Annotated in this window: 14 protein-coding genes; 8 read left to right on the top strand and 6 right to left on the bottom strand. The window is 74.1% G+C overall.

The features are described 5' to 3' along the window. Positions 1–7: 7 nt before the first annotated feature. The 4 genes from ACFY30_RS11610 to ACFY30_RS11595 all read left to right on the top strand — a co-directional run bounded on the left by ACFY30_RS11610 (position 8) and on the right by ACFY30_RS11595 (position 2,215). Positions 8–406, top strand: a complete 399-nt coding sequence (locus ACFY30_RS11610; protein WP_390844996.1) for a cupin domain-containing protein — start codon at positions 8–10, stop codon at positions 404–406. 9 nt (positions 407–415) lie between these two features. Next, a complete protein-coding gene (locus ACFY30_RS11605; protein ID WP_390844995.1) occupies positions 416–1,000 on the top strand; it encodes a DUF4865 family protein in 585 nt (194 codons plus the stop codon). Continuing rightward, the gene (locus tag ACFY30_RS11600; RefSeq protein ID WP_390844994.1) at positions 997–1,905 is read left to right on the top strand and encodes a phosphotriesterase; all 909 of its coding nucleotides are present in this window, start codon (positions 997–999) and stop codon (positions 1,903–1,905) included. Before ACFY30_RS11605 ends, ACFY30_RS11600 begins: the two co-directional genes overlap by 4 nt. 124 nt (positions 1,906–2,029) lie before the next feature. Then, positions 2,030–2,215 carry a DUF1272 domain-containing protein gene (locus ACFY30_RS11595; protein WP_390844993.1) on the top strand — a complete coding sequence of 62 codons (186 nt, stop codon included), beginning with the start codon at positions 2,030–2,032 and terminating at the stop codon, positions 2,213–2,215. 232 nt (positions 2,216–2,447) lie between these two features. On the opposite strand, the gene ACFY30_RS11590 is transcribed toward ACFY30_RS11595, so the two are convergent. Both ACFY30_RS11590 and ACFY30_RS11585 read right to left on the bottom strand, forming a co-directional pair. Beyond that, positions 2,448–3,338, bottom strand: coding sequence for an NAD(P)-dependent oxidoreductase (locus tag ACFY30_RS11590; RefSeq protein WP_390844991.1), 891 nt, complete (start codon positions 3,336–3,338; stop codon positions 2,448–2,450). 399 nt (positions 3,339–3,737) lie between these two features. Then, positions 3,738–4,982, bottom strand: a complete 1,245-nt coding sequence (locus tag ACFY30_RS11585) for an ROK family protein (RefSeq protein ID WP_390844990.1) — start codon at positions 4,980–4,982, stop codon at positions 3,738–3,740. Between the two features lie 258 nt (positions 4,983–5,240). On the opposite strand from ACFY30_RS11585, the gene ACFY30_RS11580 reads away from it, so the two are divergent. Next, positions 5,241–6,377: a methyltransferase gene (locus tag ACFY30_RS11580; RefSeq protein ID WP_390845276.1), complete on the top strand. Its 1,137-nt coding sequence runs from the start codon at positions 5,241–5,243 to the stop codon at positions 6,375–6,377. Here the strand turns inward: ACFY30_RS11580 and ACFY30_RS11575 are convergent. Continuing rightward, a complete protein-coding gene (locus ACFY30_RS11575) occupies positions 6,364–7,200 on the bottom strand; it encodes a ketose-bisphosphate aldolase (RefSeq protein WP_390844989.1) in 837 nt (278 codons plus the stop codon). The genes ACFY30_RS11580 and ACFY30_RS11575 overlap by 14 nt on opposite strands. A 20-nt stretch (positions 7,201–7,220) precedes the next feature. Further along, on the bottom strand, positions 7,221–8,096 hold the full coding sequence (locus ACFY30_RS11570) for an SIS domain-containing protein (protein ID WP_390844988.1): 876 nt from the start codon (positions 8,094–8,096) through the stop codon (positions 7,221–7,223). Between the two features lie 84 nt (positions 8,097–8,180). Here ACFY30_RS11570 and ACFY30_RS11565 point away from each other — a divergent pair, with 84 nt between their 5' ends. Further along, entirely contained in the window at positions 8,181–8,960 is a 780-nt protein-coding gene (locus ACFY30_RS11565; RefSeq protein ID WP_390844987.1) for a DeoR/GlpR family DNA-binding transcription regulator, read from the top strand. Between the two features lie 209 nt (positions 8,961–9,169). Further along, a complete protein-coding gene (locus ACFY30_RS11560) occupies positions 9,170–9,301 on the top strand; it encodes a hypothetical protein (protein WP_390844986.1) in 132 nt (43 codons plus the stop codon). Positions 9,302–9,381: 80 nt separating this feature from the next. Here the strand turns inward: ACFY30_RS11560 and ACFY30_RS11555 are convergent, their stop codons facing one another. Continuing rightward, positions 9,382–12,315: an MFS transporter gene (locus ACFY30_RS11555; protein WP_390844985.1), complete on the bottom strand. Its 2,934-nt coding sequence runs from the start codon at positions 12,313–12,315 to the stop codon at positions 9,382–9,384. Between the two features lie 148 nt (positions 12,316–12,463). Continuing rightward, complete coding sequence (htpG, locus tag ACFY30_RS11550; RefSeq protein ID WP_390844984.1) at positions 12,464–14,362, bottom strand: molecular chaperone HtpG; 1,899 nt, start codon at positions 14,360–14,362, stop codon at positions 12,464–12,466. Between the two features lie 364 nt (positions 14,363–14,726). On the opposite strand from htpG, the gene ACFY30_RS11545 reads away from it, so the two are divergent. Continuing rightward, positions 14,727–15,908: an MFS transporter gene (locus tag ACFY30_RS11545; protein WP_390844983.1), complete on the top strand. Its 1,182-nt coding sequence runs from the start codon at positions 14,727–14,729 to the stop codon at positions 15,906–15,908. Positions 15,909–15,935 lie beyond the last annotated feature (27 nt).

The raw sequence follows: 15,935 nt of genomic DNA, 5'->3' as shown, positions 1-15,935 counted from the left end.
AGCCCCCGTGCACATCACCCGACAGCGTCCCGACACCCTGCAGGGCCCGCCGGAGAACTTCACCGGCACGGTCTGGCTCGACGAGATCGCCGCCCCTGCCGCCCCGTCCCGGCTGCGGATGTTCAACGTCCACTTCGCGCCGGGCGCGCGCACCGCCTGGCACCGGCATCCGCACGGCCAGGTACTGCACGTCCTGGAGGGCGAGGGGCTGGTGCAGCGCGAGGGCGGCGCGGTGGAGCCGGTCCGGGCGGGTGACACCGTGTGGATCGAACCGGGCGAGCGCCACTGGCACGGCGCCGGACCGCGCACCTTCATGACCCATCTCGCGGTCGTCGAGGCCGCGGAGGACGGCACGACCACCGACTGGGACGCGCTCGTCGACCCGCACGACCACCCCACCGCCTGAGGAGGCCCGGTGCACGCCATGCAGTACGAGCTGACCCTGCCCGCCGACTACGACACGGGCATCGTCCACGCGCGCGTGTCCCGCGTCGGGCACCTCCTCGACGACTGGGCGGGCCTGGGCCTGAAGGCGTACCTGCTGCGGGAGCGCGGGACGCACGGCTCGCCGGTCAACCAGTACGCGCCGTTCTACCTCTGGAACACCGTGGAGGGCATGAACGCCTTCCTCTGGGGCGGCGGCTTCCAGGGGCTGAGCGAGGACTTCGGACGGCCGGCCGCGCGGCAGTGGACCGGTCTGGCGTACGAGGAAGGGGTCGCCGCCGATTCCGCCGCCCGGTTCGCCGTACGGCTGCGGCGGCCGGTGCCGGACGGGGTGGTGCTCGGCGAAGCCGCCGGGGAAGCGGTGGCGGAGGCCGGGCGGCTGGCGCGGGAGGACGGGGCGGTGGTCGCGGCGGCCGCCGTGGACACCGGTCGCTGGGAGACCGTGCACTTCTCACTGTGGGAGCACGACACTCCGAAGGCCGACGGGGACCTGTTCCAGGTGCTGCACCTGTCGGCGCCGGGGCGGGCCGCCCTGCCGCGGGGCCGTCAGTGGTGACGGCCGTACGGACGGTGCTCGGGGACATACCCCCCGAGCTCCTCGGTGTGTGCGACGCCCACGACCATCTCTTTCTCAGCACTCCCCTGCTGGCCGGCCAGGAGCTGCGCAGCCCGCACGACGCGCGGGCCGAACTGGCGGCGTTCCGCGGGCTGGGCGGGACCGCCGTGGCGCAGTGGACGCCGTACGGTCTCGGGCGGCGCGCCGCCGATCTGCCCCGGCTGTCGGAGGAGGCCGGGGTCCACGTGGTGGCCGCGACCGGGCTGCACCAGGGCGCGCACTACGACGAGGCGACGCTCGACGGACTGCGCGGACGGCTCGCCGAGGTGTTCGTGGCCGAACTGACCCGGGGCATCGGCACGTCGGGGGTGCGTGCCGGGTTCGTCAAGGTCGCGGGCGACTTCCACGGCATCGGGGCGCACACCCGCTGGACGATGACCGCGGCGGCCGAGGCGCACCATGCGACCGGCGCGCCCGTCGCCGTCCACCTGGAGCTCGGCACCGCCGCGCTCGACGTGCTCGACCTGCTGTGCGGGGAGCTGGGCGTACCGCCGCACCGGGTGATCATCGGTCACCTCAACCGCTCCCCCGACGGCGTGACGCACCGTCAGGTGGCGCAGCAGGGTGCCTATCTGGCCTTCGACGGGCCGTCCCGCACCCACCACGCCACCGACTGGCGGATGCCGGACGCCGTGCGGGACCTGGTGGAGGCCGGGTTCGGCGACCGGCTGCTGCTGGGCGGTGACACCACGATCCCGGCCGCCCGGGGCGTCGGCGGCGGCCCCGGGATGCCGTATCTGCTGGGCCGGCTCCGGCAGCGGCTGGTGCTCGCCGTGGGCGAGGAGCCGGTGACCCGGATCCTGACGGAGAACCCGGCGCGCGCCTTCGGTACGCAGTGGCGCTGAGGGCCGGGCACGGGCGGTGGCCCGATCGTGTCGGACCTTGTCCCGTGCGCGCCCTGTCGACGGCCGGGTGGCCGGGAAGGATATGTGCCGACGGACAGAACCGCTGGTGAGGAGTGGTGCGACCATGGCCCTGGAGATGCGCGACCGATGCGAGCGCTGTACGACGGCCGCCCTGCCGTACGACGCGCCTGCCCTGATCTGCTCCTACGAGTGCACCTTCTGCGTGCCGTGCGGTGAAGCCCTGGGGGCGGTCTGCCCCAACTGCGGGGGCGAACTGGTGACCCGGCCGCGCCGAGCCGTCGGGGCGTGACGGCTCGGGCCGCCGCCCGGGCGCGCGTCCTCGGGTGGGCCCCTGTTCGCCGTCCTTCACCGAGCCCCAGCCGTGCCGGCGCTCGGCCTCGATCCGCCCCGAGGCACCAGGTGCGGGTGCAGCCGGGGCGCCGTCGGAGCGCGGGGTCGCCGTCACGCAGGGGGCGGGGTGGCCGAGCAGGTCGACGGCCCCGGGCCGGAACGGGGGCTCGGACACGGGGTCTCCTCGTGGTTCAGGCGGAGGGCTTCTCGTCGAAGCTGGCGAAATAGGCGGCGGCCATGTCCTCGTCGCCGTGCCCCTGCGCGGCCGCCCGCTCCAGACGGTCCGCGCTCGCGGCCGCCACGTCCAGGCGGACGCCGTTGCTGCGGCCCGCCTCGACGATGAGCCGTGCGTCCTTGGCCGCCGTCGTCACCGCGAACTGCGGCGGGGAGAGCCGGTCGTCGAGGACCAGCCGGGCCTTGGCGCGCAGATAGCCCATGTCGAGCGGGCCGCCTTCGATCAGCCCGAAGAACGCCTCCGGGTCGACGTCCAGGGAGCGGGCGAGGGCGAGCACCTCGCCGGTCGCGGCGGTCGCGGCGATGACCCAGCTGTTGGCCACCAGCTTCAGACGGGTCGCGCTGCCCGCGCCGCCGTCCTCCCCGGTCCACACGGTACGTGCGCCGACCGCGTCGAAGACGGGTGCGACCGTGTCCCGGTGCTCGGCCGGGCCGGCGGCCAGGACCGTCAGCTGCCCGGCCTCGGCGGGCTGGCGGGTGCCCAGCACCGGCGCGTCGAAGAACACGAGCCCGTGCTCGCGGGCGAAGGCGGCCAGGTCCGCGATCGCCTCCAGGCCGGCGGTCGTCGACTGCACCCAGGCGACGCCGGAGCGCAGGGCGGGTGCGGCCTCGCGCAGGACGTCCAGGGCGGCGGGACCGTCGTACAGCATGGTCAGGACGACGTCGGCGCCCTCGACGGCCTCGGCGGGGGTGTCGGTGACGGTGACGCCGTCGGCGGTCAGCGGCTCGGCCTTGGCGCGGGTGCGGTTCCAGGCGCGTACGCCGAGTCCGGCGCGGGCGAGGTTGCGGGCCATCGCGGCGCCCATGATGCCGGTGCCGAGAACACTCACAGTGATCCTGTCGGTCATGACATCAACCTACTGCGAGGCCGCGCCCACGAGGCCGACCACCATGCCTGGCGGCCGTTGAGCATCGGGGCGGGGACGCGCGTTTCGCCAGGGCCGCGGCGGGCAGGCCGGTCCGGGTCACCTGGAGCCGGCCGGGAACGCCCTCGCCGGCCGCCTGGAACCCGACGACGTGCGCGTCCAGGGGAGGGAAGCCGAACGTGCGGCCGCGAGGCCTTGCCGAATCACCTCGTCGCGCCTCGTGGTGAGAGGTCGTGCAGCGGAGCCCGGAGGGCCGCGGTGCGGCCGCCGGGGCCGACGGACTGTGGCGCGAGGTGCGCGTCGGAGGCCCGCAACAGGACGTCGTCCGCCGGGAGTCCGGTTCCGGAGCGGCGATCCCCTCGTAGGACGGGGGGTTTCGGATCAGGCGGCGCCGAGCGCTCCCAGGGGGTCGTCGAGCACCGGCTGCCAGGCCAGTTCGGCCGCTCCGACCAGGCTGTTGTGGTCGAGGGTGCAGGCGAGGATGGGGACGCCGCCGCTGCGGCCCCACAGGCTGCGGTCCGCGACGACGGCGCGCAGCCGGTCGGGGTCGGCGTCGAGAAGGGTGCGGTGCAGGCCGCCGAGGATGATGCGGTCGGGGTTGAGGATGTTCACCAGGCCGGCCAGGCCCAGGCCGAGCCGGTCGATCAGGGTCTCGGCGGCCGTGCGGACGACCGGGTCGCCGTACTCCTCGCGGATCAGCTCGTTGGCCTGGTGGAGCAGGGAGCCCTCGGGGCCCGGCTCGCGGCCGGCGGTCGTCAGCAGCGCCAGCGGGTCGGCCTCGACGTCCAGACAGCCGCGGCTGCCGCAGTAGCAGGGGCGGCCCTCGGGGTTGACGGTGAGGTGGCCGACTTCGAGGGCGAGTCCCGAACTGCCCGTGTGCAGACGGCCGTCGAGGACCAGCGCGCCGCCGACGCCGCGGTGTCCGGTGGCCACGCACAGCAGGTCCCGGGCGCCGCGTCCGGCACCGTGCCGGTGCTCGGCGAGGGCGGCGAGGTTGACGTCGTTGCCCGCGAGGGCGGGGCCGGTGATCCCGGCGGCGCGGACGCGTTCGGCGAAGACCTCCCGCACGGGCGCCCCCACCGGCCAGGCGAGGTGCAGGGGGTTCAGCGCCAGGCCCTCGGGTTCGGCGACGGCGGACGGTACGGCGAGCCCCGCGCCCACACACCGGCGGCCGGTCCGCCGCAGCAGTTCCGCGCCGGCGTCCACGGCGGCGCCGAGCACCTTCGCCGGGTCGGCGTCCACCGTCTCGCAGCTGGGCGTGGTGGCGACGATCCGCCCGCCGAGGCCGACCAGCGCGGCCCGGAACCCGTCGGCGTGCACCTGTGCGGCCAGGGCGACCGGGCCCTCCTCCGCGACGTCGAGCCGGTGCGAGGGCCGCCCCTGCGCACCGGCGGCGGCACCGGGCCGCGCGTCCACCCGGATCAGCCCCAGTGCCTCCAGCTCCGCGGCGACCGCGCCGGCCGTGGCACGGGTGACGCCCAGTTCCGCGGTGAGCACCGCGCGGGTGGGCGCCCGCCCGGTGTGCACGAGCTCCAACGCGGGTCCGAGCGCACCGCGCCCCCGGTCCAACCGCGCCCTCGAGGTGGTCCCTTCCCCCGCCGGCCGGGGGTCCGCCTTGCCGCTCATGAGGGGGAGTCTCCCATGATCCGTTCGTCGGGTGGCGCCGGGCGGGCCGCCGACCCGCGGGCTCATGTCCGCCCGCCCGGCCGGACCCGGCTCCTTCGGCCCCGCTCCCGGCGGGACGCGCGGCGCCCTGGTGTACGGCGGGCCGGACGGACCGCCGCGTGCGCGGGGCCCGCCGTCCCTGACCCCATCCTCCCCCTCGGGACCGGCACCCGGCCTGATCTGCGGCTCGGCTAGCCTGGGGCCACCATGAACGACCGTATGACGACGCCGTGGGGCGAGGTCGCCCTGGCCCGCTTCCCCGAGGATCCGCGCGACAGGCTGCGTGCCTGGGACGCCGCCGACGTGTACCTGCTCCGCCACCTCGCCGAGCAGGACGTTCCCCTGTCCGGCACGGTGGTGGTGCTGGGCGACCGCTGGGGCGCGCTGGTCACGGCGCTCGCGGCGCACCGCCCGGTGCAGATCACCGACTCCTGGCTGGGGCAGGAGGCGACCCGGGCGAACCTCGCGCGGGCCGGTGTCGAGACCGGCTCCGTCCGGCTGCTCACCACCCAGGACCCGGTGCCCGAACGGGTCGACGTGCTCCTGGTCAGGGTGCCGAAGAGCCTCGCGCTCCTGGAGGACCAGCTGCTGCGGCTGGCGCCCGCCGTGCACCCGGGGACGGTCGTGCTCGGCACCGGCATGGTGAAGGAGATCCACACCTCCACGCTGAAGCTGTTCGAGGGAATCCTGGGCCCGACCCGTACCTCGCTGGCCCGGCAGAAGGCCCGGCTGGTCTTCTGCACCCCGGACCCGGCGCTCCACCGCCCGGCCAGCCCGTGGCCGTACTCCTACGACCTTCCGGGCGACGTCGGCGCGCTCTCCGGACGTCCGGTCGTCAACCACGCGGGGGTGTTCTGCGCCGACCGGCTGGACATCGGCACCCGGTTCTTCCTGAAGCACCTGCCGGAGACGTCCGGCACGCGCAGGGTCGTCGACCTGGGCTGCGGCAACGGCATCGTCGGTACGGCGGTGGCGTTGGCCAACCCGGAGGCGGAGGTGCTGTTCACGGACGAGTCGTTCCAGGCGGTGGCCTCGGCGGAGGCGACGTACAAGGCGAACGGGGTGCCGGGACACGCCGAGTTCCGGGTCGGCGACGGGCTGACCGGCGTACCGGACTCCAGCGTGGACGTGGTGCTGAACAATCCGCCGTTCCACTCCCACCAGGCGACGACGGACGCGACGGCGTGGCGGATGTTCAGCGGAGCGCGGCGCGTGCTGCGGCCGGGCGGCGAGCTATGGGTGGTGGGCAACCGGCATCTGGGCTACCACGTGAAGCTGAAGCGGCTGTTCGGCCACTGCGAACTGGTCGCCGGGGACCGGAAGTTCGTGGTCCTGAGGGCGGTCAGGAGCGGGTGATCAGGCGGATGGCCCGCTCCGCCGTGCCCGCCATCGCCTCCCGTCCCACGCCGAGATAGCGACGTGGGTCGACCGCCGTGGGATGCGCGTCCAGGAACCCCCTGATCGCCCCGGTCATGGCCTGGTTGAGGGCGGTGCCGATGTTGACCTTGGCGATGCCGCCGGTGACGGCGGCGGTCAGCTGGTCGTCGGGGACCCCGGACGAGCCGTGCAGGACGAGAGGCACGTCGACGGCCGCGGTGAGGCGTGCGAGCAGCCGGTGGTCGAGGGTGGCGGTGCGCGTGGTCATCGCGTGGACGCTGCCGATGGCGACGGCCAGCGCGTCCACACCGGAGCGGGCGACGAAGGCGGATGCCTCCGCGGGGTCGGTGCGGGCACCGGGCGCATGTGCTCCCTTGCCGCCGATCTCCCCCAACTCACCCTCGATCCAGAGGCCTTGGGAGTGCGCCCAGTCGACGGCCGCGCGGGTCGCGGCGAGGTTCTCGGTGTACGGCAGCCGGGAGGCGTCGTACATCACCGAGCTGAAGCCGGCGTCGGCGGCCTGGCGGAGCAGGGGATCGCTCTGGACGTGGTCGAGGTGCAACGCCACGGGTACGGCGGCCCGTTCGGCGGCGGTGACGGCGGCACGGGCGAGCGGGAGCAGCCGGCCTTGGCGGAACCTGACGGCGTTCTCGCTGACCTGGAGGACGACGGGCGCGCCGGCGGTCTCGGCTCCGGTGAGGACGGCCTCTACGTGTTCCAGGGTGATGATGTTGAAGGCGGCGACGGCGGTGCGGGCCGCGCGGGCACGGGTGACCAGCGCGCGGGTGGTGGTGAGGGGCACGGCGGCTCCTGGTCGTCCGGTCAGAGGATCACGGAGCGGGTGAGGTGGCGGGGCCGGTCCGGGTCGAGCCCCCGGGCCGCGGCCACGGCCACGGCCAGGCGCTGGGCGCGGACCAGTTCGGCCAGGGGGTCGAGCGTGCCGTGCACCCACAACGCCCCTGTTGCGCACACCTGTGGGGCCAGTCCGTCGGGTGCCTCACCGATCATCCAGGTGGCGGTGCCTGTGGTGCTGACGCTGAGGGGGCCGTGCCGGTACTCCATGGCGGGGTACGCCTCGGTCCAGGACAGTGAGGCCTCGCGCAGTTTCAGGGCCGCCTCGTTCGCCAGCCCCACCGTCCAGCCTCGGCCGAGGAAGGTGAACTGGCCGCATTCCACCAGGCCTTCGGGCAGTGGTTCGGTGAGCGCGGTGCGGGCGTCGGCGACGACGGCGTCGGTGTGCAGACCGAGGTGGGCGCGCAGCAGGGTGAGCGCGGTGGTCGCGAACCTGGTCTGCACGACGGAGAGTTCGTCGGCGTGGCCGAGGACGACGACCTCGTCGGCGGCTCCTACGACCGGGGTGTGCGGGTCGGCGGTGACGGCGGTGGTGCGGGTGCGTCCCCTGAGACGCGCGAGCAGATCGAGCACCTCGGTGGTGGTGCCGGAGCGGGTGAGGGCGAGGACCCGGTCGTAGGGGCGGTGGCGGGGGAACTCGGAGGCGGGGAAGGCGTCCGTCTCGCCCTGTCCCGCGTCCTCGCGCAGGGCGGCCGCCGCCTGGGCCATGAAGAAGGAGGTGCCGCAGCCGACGATCGCGACCCTCTCCCCCGGGACCGGCAACTCCCGCTTGTACCGGGCGGCTTCGCTCGCGGCCCGGGTCCAGCACTCGGGCTGGCCGGTCAGCTCGTCCTCGACGTGGGTCATGCCCCACCTCTCCCCGACGGTGATTGTTCCTGCAAGATAGAGGCTGCTTTCGAACAACTTCAAGCATGCGAACGGAGACCGCCGATGTCACGCGACGCCCGCTGGAAGGCGCTGCTGGAGCTGCTGGCCGAGCGCGGCCGGCTGGACGTGGAGGAGGCGGCGGCGGAGCTGGCGGTGTCGGCCGCGACGATCCGGCGTGACTTCGACCGGCTGGCCGAGCAGCAGATGCTGGTGCGCACGCGGGGTGGCGCGGTGGTGCACGGGGTGTCGTACGAGCTGCCGTTGCGCTACAAGACGGCCCGGCGCGCCTCCGAGAAGCAGCGGATCGCGCAGGCGGTCGCGGATCTGGTCGCGCCGGGCGAGGTGGTCGGGCTGACCGGGGGCACGACGACGACGGAGGTGGCGCGGGCGCTGGCCGTGCGCGGCGATCTGGCGTCCGGCGCACCGGCGCTGACCGTGGTCACCAATGCCCTGAACATCGCCACCGAGCTGGCCGTGCGCCCCCAGTTCAAGATCGTGGTGACGGGCGGGGTGGCACGGGCGCAGTCGTACGAGCTGGTCGGGCCGCTGGCGGACGGGGTGCTGGGGCAGATCACGCTCGATGTGGCGGTGCTCGGGGTGGTGGCCTTCGATGTGACGGACGGCGCCGCCGCGCACGACGAGGCCGAGGCGGCGGTCAACCGGATGCTGTGCGAGCGCGCCGAGCGGGTCGTGGTGGCCGCCGACTCCAGCAAGCTGGGGCGGCGGGCGTTCGCCCGGATCTGCGCGGCCGACGCGGTGGACACCCTGGTCACGGACGCGGCGGCCGACGCGGGGACGGTCCGGCGGTACGAGGAGGCGGGACTGCGGGTCGTCGTCGTCTGACCCCGGGAAGGCCGGGTGGTCACCGGGCGAGGCCGAAACGCGGGCCGGCCCGAGACCGACGCGTCACGCGGCCGCGGGGCGTGGCTCGCGCAGGAAGCCGTGGATCTCGGCGGCGCGGGCGGCCTGGGCGGACGGCAAGGTGGAGGTGGGGCCGCGGGTGTGCTCGGTGCCGCCCCGGACGGGACGGCTGCGCCGGAGCGTTTCTCGTCGTGGCGGCCGGCTTCGCCCCCCGGCGCGCCCACGACGCCGTCCAGCTGCCGGTGGGCGTGGTGACGGCGGTCGTCGGCGGGGTGTATCCGGGGCTGCTGCTGCGCCGGCGGCGCGGGGCCGGGTGGATCTGAGGGCCGGCGTCGGCTTCCGGGAAGAAGGACCGGCACCCGAGTGGGGCGGATGCCGGTCCGCTCGATGGGCGGCGAGTGAACTAGCCGCCGGCGTGAGTGAGTTCGATGTCGTGGTCGTCGACGTCGCCGCCGGCGAGGCTGATCCCGGTCGCCCGGGGCGGGTAGCCGGTCGCGATGACCGTGTACTGGCCGCCGTCCAGGTCGCAGAAGGCGTACGCCCCGTCGGTCCCGGTCGTCGTGGAGGCGACGACGTTCCCGGCGGTGTCCACCAGGGTCACCCGCGCGTCGCCCAGCGGAGCGCCCGCGCCGCGCACCCTGCCCCGGATGTGGGCAGCGGGCCGCAGCTCGACCGCGATCCGGGTGACGCCGGTGGCGCCGATCTCCACGGGCAGCGCCACCGGCCGGTGCCCGGGCGAGCCGACCGCGACGGTCACCGGTCCCGGCGCCAGGTCCGTCACCGCGAACTCGCCCCTGGCGCAGGTCCGCACACTGGCCAGGACGTCCCCGCGCACGTCCGTGACGACGACCACCGCCGCGGCGACCGGCGCTCCGCCACCGGCGGGGCGCACCACTCCGGCGAGCCCGCCGCCACCGACGAGCAGCACGTCGTGCGTCACCGGCGCCGCCCCCACCACGACGGTCGTCGCCTGCGGCTGATGGCCGTCGGCGGCGGTGATCAGCACGTACGTACCCTCGCCGGGTGCCTCGACGGCGTAGGAGCCGTCGGCACCGGTGACCGCGCGGCCCAACTGCCGCCCGCCCAGGGAGATCAGCGTCACCGCGGCCCCGCCCACCGGCGCACTCTGAGCACCCCGCACCCGCCCGCGCACCGGACGCCCGCCGCCGCCCGGCTCACCGTCGGCGAGCCCCGGCACCGCCGCGACCAGTTCGGCCACCGCGCGAGCCAACGGAACGGCGACGGCGAAACCGACGGCTCGCTCGTCCACTCCGGCCCCCACGGCCAGAGGGTCCGCTCCGGCCCCCACTGCCAGACGGTCAGCTCCCGCCCCATCGGCCATACGGTCCGCTCCGGCCCTCACACCCCGCGCGCCCAGCCCGGCCAGACCCCACCCGGTCACGCCCTGCGCCTCCGCTCCCGCCCCCGCACCTCGCCCGTCCAACCAGGTCCCGGCCCGCTCGTCCGCTCCAGCCACACCCTGCTCCTCTGATCCGGTCACGCCCTGCTCATACGCTCCCGTCCCGCCCCGCTCCTCCGCTCCGGCCCCCACACCTCGCCCATCCGCCCGGGTCCCGGCCCGCTCGTCCGCTCCACCCAGGCCCCGCTCCTCCGGTCCGGAGACACCCCGCCCGTCCACCCCGGCCCCGGACGCCCGCTCGCGCCGTCCGGCGCCCACGACCCGGGCCTCCCGTCCGGCCCCCCGCTGATCCGCACCGACCACCGCCCGCTCGTCCGGCCCGGCTGCCACCGCCGATTCGCCCGGACCCGCCGCCACCGTCCTCATACCCGCTCCGACCGCAGCCCGCTCGGCCGCAGCACGCTCGCCTCCTCCGACCGCGGCCCGCTCGTCCGCTCCCGCCGACAGCGCGGCCTCCGTCGCGGCCTCCGCCGTACGCTCCGCCAGGCCGGCGCCCTCGGCCGTCTTCTGCCGCGGGATGAACGCCGCGGCCGGCAGCGCCAGGACGGCCGCCCCGGAGCCGACTGCCATGACCACCTTGAACCCGTTCTCGGACGGCAGGGCGACAGCGCCGAAGGGGGTGGTCATCCGTGCCAGGATCACCCCGGCGACGGCACTCGCGGTCGATGTGCCGAGGGTCCGCATCAGGGTGTTGAGGCCGTTCGCGGCGGCCGTCTCCGAAGAGTCCACCGCGCCCATGAGGAGCGCGGGCAGGGCCCCGTAGGCGAAGCCGATGCCCGCGCCGATGACGCACGAGACCAGCACCAGCTCCCACACGGCGTCCATCAGCACGATGCCGAGCCCGTACCCGGCGGCGATGGTCACCGCGCCGAGCGTCAGGGTCAGCTTCGGGCCCCGCGCCCTGGACACCAGCGCGGACACCGGCGCCGTGGCCATCATGACCAGGCCCGTGGGGGCCAGGACCAGTCCGGCGGCCGGCAGCGACCTGCCGAGGCCATAGCCCGTCGCCTCAGGCAACTGCAGGAGCTGGGGAAGGACCAGGGGCATCGCGAACAGGGAGAACCCCAACGCCGTCGAGGCGAGGTTCGTCACCAGCACCTGGCGGTGCGCGCTGGTCCGCAGGTCCACCAGGGGTTCCCCGACGCGCAGTTCGAACAGGCCCCACAGGAGGAGGACCACGGCCGCGGCGGCGAACAGACCCAGCGTGGTGGTGCTCCTCCAGCCCCAGTCGGCACCCTTGGAGATGCCCAGCAGCAGACAGACCAGCCCGGCCGCCAGGCCGAGGGCGCCCACGACGTCGAAGCGGCCGCCCCCGCGCACAGTCGACTCCGGCACGGTCAGGCGGACGAGCACGGTGGCGAGGACGCCCAGCGCGGCGGACGTCCAGAACAGCGCACGCCAGTCGAAGTGGTGCACGACGAGCGCGGCGGCGGGCAGACCGAGTGCGCCGCCGGCGCCGAGGGAGGCACTCATCAGCGCGGTCGCCGAACCGAGCCGTCGGGTGGGCAGTTCGTCGCGCATGATGCCGATGCCGAGCGGGACGACACCGGAGGCGAGACCCTGCAGGACCCGGCCGACGATCATCGGGGCGAGCGTGTCGCTGAGGGCGGCGGTGACGGATCCCGCGACCAGCGTCACCAGGCCGGCCAGCAACATGCGCCGCTTGCCGTACATGTCGCCGAGCCGTCCCATGACCGGGGTGGCGACGGCGGCGGCGAGCAGGGTGGCGGTGACCGCCCAGGCCGCGTCGGAGGCCGACGCGTCCAGCAGTTCGGGCAGTTCCGGGACGATCGGGAGCACCAGCGTCTGCATGAGCGGGACGACGATCCCGCCGAAGACCAGCACCGCGACGACGAGGTTGGCCCGTTTCCCGTCAACCTCCCCCGTTCCTGGGGGTGTTGGGTGCGCTGGGGACATGGTCGGGCCTCCGTGGGGGGATGCGAGCCTGTACGACTGCGCAGCATGGTAGGCCCAGTTGATTGAGTCAACCAACTAGAACTTTCGGTGCTCGGGACGTGAAGATTCCGGGCAGGGGCGCCCCCTGCCCGGAATCGTGCGACGACCGCTACAGCGCGCGCTCGAGGCGGTCCGCCACCAGCTTCACGAACCGCCCGGGGTCCTTCGGCCGGCCGCCCTCGGCGAGCACCGCGAGGCCGTGCAGCAGCTCGGCGGTCCCGGTGAGCTCGGTGTGGTCCTCACGGTCCTTGTAGGCCTGGTTCAGGCCCTTCACGAGCTGGTGGCCGGGGTTGAGTTCGAGGATCCGCTGCGCCTTGGGCACCTCCTGCCCCATCGCGCGGTACATGTTCTCCAGGGCGGGGGTGAGGTCGCCGGTGTCGGAGACGATGCAGGCCGGGGAGACGGTGAGACGCGAGGACAGGCGCACCTCCTTGACGTCGTCGGCCAGTTGCCCCCGCATCCAGGCGAGCAGACCGGCGTACTCCTCGCTCTGCTTCTCCCTCTCGCCGTCGGCCTTCTCGTCACCCTCGGTGCCGAGGTCGACCTCGCCCTTGGCCACGGACCGCAGCCGCTTGCCCTCGAACTCGCCCACCACGTCGACCCACACCTCGTCGACGGGGTCGGTGAGCAGCAGGACCTCGATGCCCTTGGCGCGGAACGCCTCCATGTGCGGGGAGTTCTCGATGCTCTCGCGGGACTCACCGGTGAGGTAGTAGATGTCCTCCTGGCCGTCCTTCATCCGCTCCACGTAGGCCTTGAGCGTGGTCGGCTCGTCGTCGGCGTGGGTGGTCGCGAAGGACGCGGCGGCGAGGAGGGTGTCGCGGTTGTCGGCGTCGGTGAGCAGCCCCTCCTTCAGGACGGAGCCGAACTCCCGCCAGAACGTGGCGTACCGCTCCGGAGCGGCCTCCCTCATGTCCTTGACCGTGGACAGGACCTTCTTGGTCAGCCGGCGCTGCATCATCCGGATGTGGCGGTCCTGCTGGAGGATCTCGCGGGAGACGTTCAGGGAGAGGTCCGCCGCGTCGACCACGCCCTTGACGAAGCGCAGGTACGGCGGCAGGAGCGCCTCGCAGTCGTCCATGATGAAGACGCGCTTCACGTACAGCTGCACACCGCGCCGGTAGCCCTGGGTGTAGAGGTCGTGCGGGGCGTGCGAGGGCAGGAACAGCAGGGCCTGGTACTCGAAGGTGCCCTCCGCCTGGAGCCGGACGGTCTCCAGCGGCTCCCGCCAGTCGTGGCTGATGTGCTTGTACAGCTCGTGGTACTCGTCGTCGGACACCTCCTCGCGCGAGCGTGCCCACAGGGCCTTCATCGAGTTGAGCGTCTCGGGCTCGGCGGCGCCGTCCTCTTCGCCCTTCTTGGCAACCGTCCTGATCGGCCAGGTGATGAAGTCCGAGTACCGCTTGACGATCTCCCTGATCGTCCAGTCGGAGGTGTAGTCGTGCAGCTTGTCCTCGTCGTCCGCCGGCTTCAGGTGCAGGGTCACCGAGGTGCCCTGCGGCGCGTCGTCGACCCTCTCCAGCGTGTACGTGCCCTCACCGCGCGAGGACCAGCGGGTGCCCTGGCTCTCCCCGGCGCGCCGGGTCAGCAGGGTCATCTCGTCCGCCACCATGAAGCCGGAGTAGAAGCCGACGCCGAACTGCCCGATGAGCCCCTCGGCGCTGCCCGCGTCCTGGGCCTCGCGCAGTTCCTGGGCGAACTGCGCCGTACCCGAGTTGGCGATCGTGCCGATCAGCTGTCCGACCTCGTCGTACGACATCCCGATCCCGTTGTCCCGCACGGTGAGCGTACGGGCCTCGGGGTCGGGGTCGATCTCGATGTGCAGGTCGGAGACGTCGGCGTCGAGCGTGTCGTCCCGCAGCTTGGCGAGGCGCAGCTTGTCCAGCGCGTCGGAGGCGTTGGAGACGAGCTCGCGCAGGAAGACGTCCTTGTTCGAGTAGACCGAGTGGATCATCAACTGGAGGAGCTGACGGGCCTCTACCTGGAACTCAAACGTTTCGGTCGGCATGGTTCGGGTGTACCTCGCAGGTTCTGGAGTCTCCTGGACTGGTGAGGCCACTTTACAAACACCGGGCGGGCAGGGGGCGTGGACCGGAGCCGCAGCTCTCACCGACGCCGGCGCCGGAGGAGTCGGCACGGGTGACCGGCGGGGGCTTCCCCCTCGACGGCGGAGTGCCGGCCGGGTGCGCCGCCCGCGGCGGCCGGCGGGAAGCGGTACGGCCCGGACTCGCCGGCTCACGCCGCCGCCCCCGCCGCGCCCTGCTCCGGCTCTCCTCGGCGGGTCGCGGGCGACGGGCGTCCTTGTCCTCCCTCCGCCACCCCCCTAGCCTGAATTTGTGCCGCAAATAAACAAAGCCCGGACGCGCAGCGCCGTGCCGGGCACGTCCCTCACCCGCCTCCGGATCGCCATCACCGCCTTCTTCGCCCTGGACGGCTTCGTGTTCGCCGGCTGGGTCGTGCGCATCCCCGCCATCAAGGAGCAGACCGGCGCCTCGGCCGGCACCCTCGGTCTGGCCCTCCTCGGTGTCTCCGCGGGAGCGGTCGTCACCATGATCCTCACCGGACGCCTCTGCCGCCGCCACGGCAGCCACCGGATCACGGTGGTCTGCGCCGTCCTGCTCTCCCTCGGCGTCACCCTGCCCCCGCTCACGCACTCCGCCCTCACCCTCGGCGCCGTGCTCTTCGTGTTCGGCAGCGCGTACGGCGGGATCAACGTGGCCTTCAACAGCGCCGCCGTCGATCTGGTCGCGGCACTGCGCAGGCCGATCATGCCCACCTTCCACGCCGCGTTCAGCCTGGGCGGCATGATCGGCGCCGGGCTCGGCGCGCTCGTCGCCGGATCCCTGTCCCCCACCCGCCATCTGCTCGGCCTCGGGATCGTCGGCCTGCTCGTCACCGCTGTCGCGGGACCGGCGCTGCTGCGACAGGCGCCGCCCGCCCCGGCGGAACCTCCGATGCCGTCCCCGGAAACGGTCATCCCCCGTCCCGGCCCCCGCTCGCGCCGGCCCGATCCGCGCTCCCGCCGTCTCGTCCTCGTCTTCGGTCTCATCGCCCTGTGCACGGCCTACGGCGAAGGCGCCCTCGCCGACTGGGGCGCGCTGCACCTGCGACAGGACCTGGGCACCTCGGCCGGAGCCGCCGCGCTCGGCTACGCGGGGTTCGCGCTCGCCATGACCGTCGGCCGGCTGACCGGCACCACCCTCCTCGAACGGCTCGGCCGCACCCGGACGGTGGTGGCCGGCGGTGCCGTCGCGGCGGCCGGGATGCTGCTCGGCTCGCTGGCGCCTGCGCTGTGGGCGGCGCTGCTGGGCTACCTGGTCACAGGACTCGGCCTGGCCAACCTCTTCCCGGTGGCGGTCGAACGCGCGGGCGCCCTGGCGGGCCCCGGCGGGGTCGCCGTCGCCTCCACCCTCGGCTACGGCGGCATGCTCCTCGGGCCGCCCGCCATCGGCTTCATGGCCGAGTGGTTCTCCCTGCCCACCGCCCTGACCAGCGTGGCCGTCCTGGCGGGGCTGGCCGCACTGATCGGCTTCGGTGCGCGACGGGCGGCGTGAACGAGCGGCAGGCAGCCGAGCGTTGGG

The organism is Streptomyces sp. NPDC000345 (genome assembly GCF_042898825.1).
Lineage (GTDB): Bacteria > Actinomycetota > Actinomycetes > Streptomycetales > Streptomycetaceae > Streptomyces.
The sequence above is the reverse complement of the archived record's forward strand: the minus strand, read 5'-3'. Positions and strand labels throughout refer to the sequence as shown.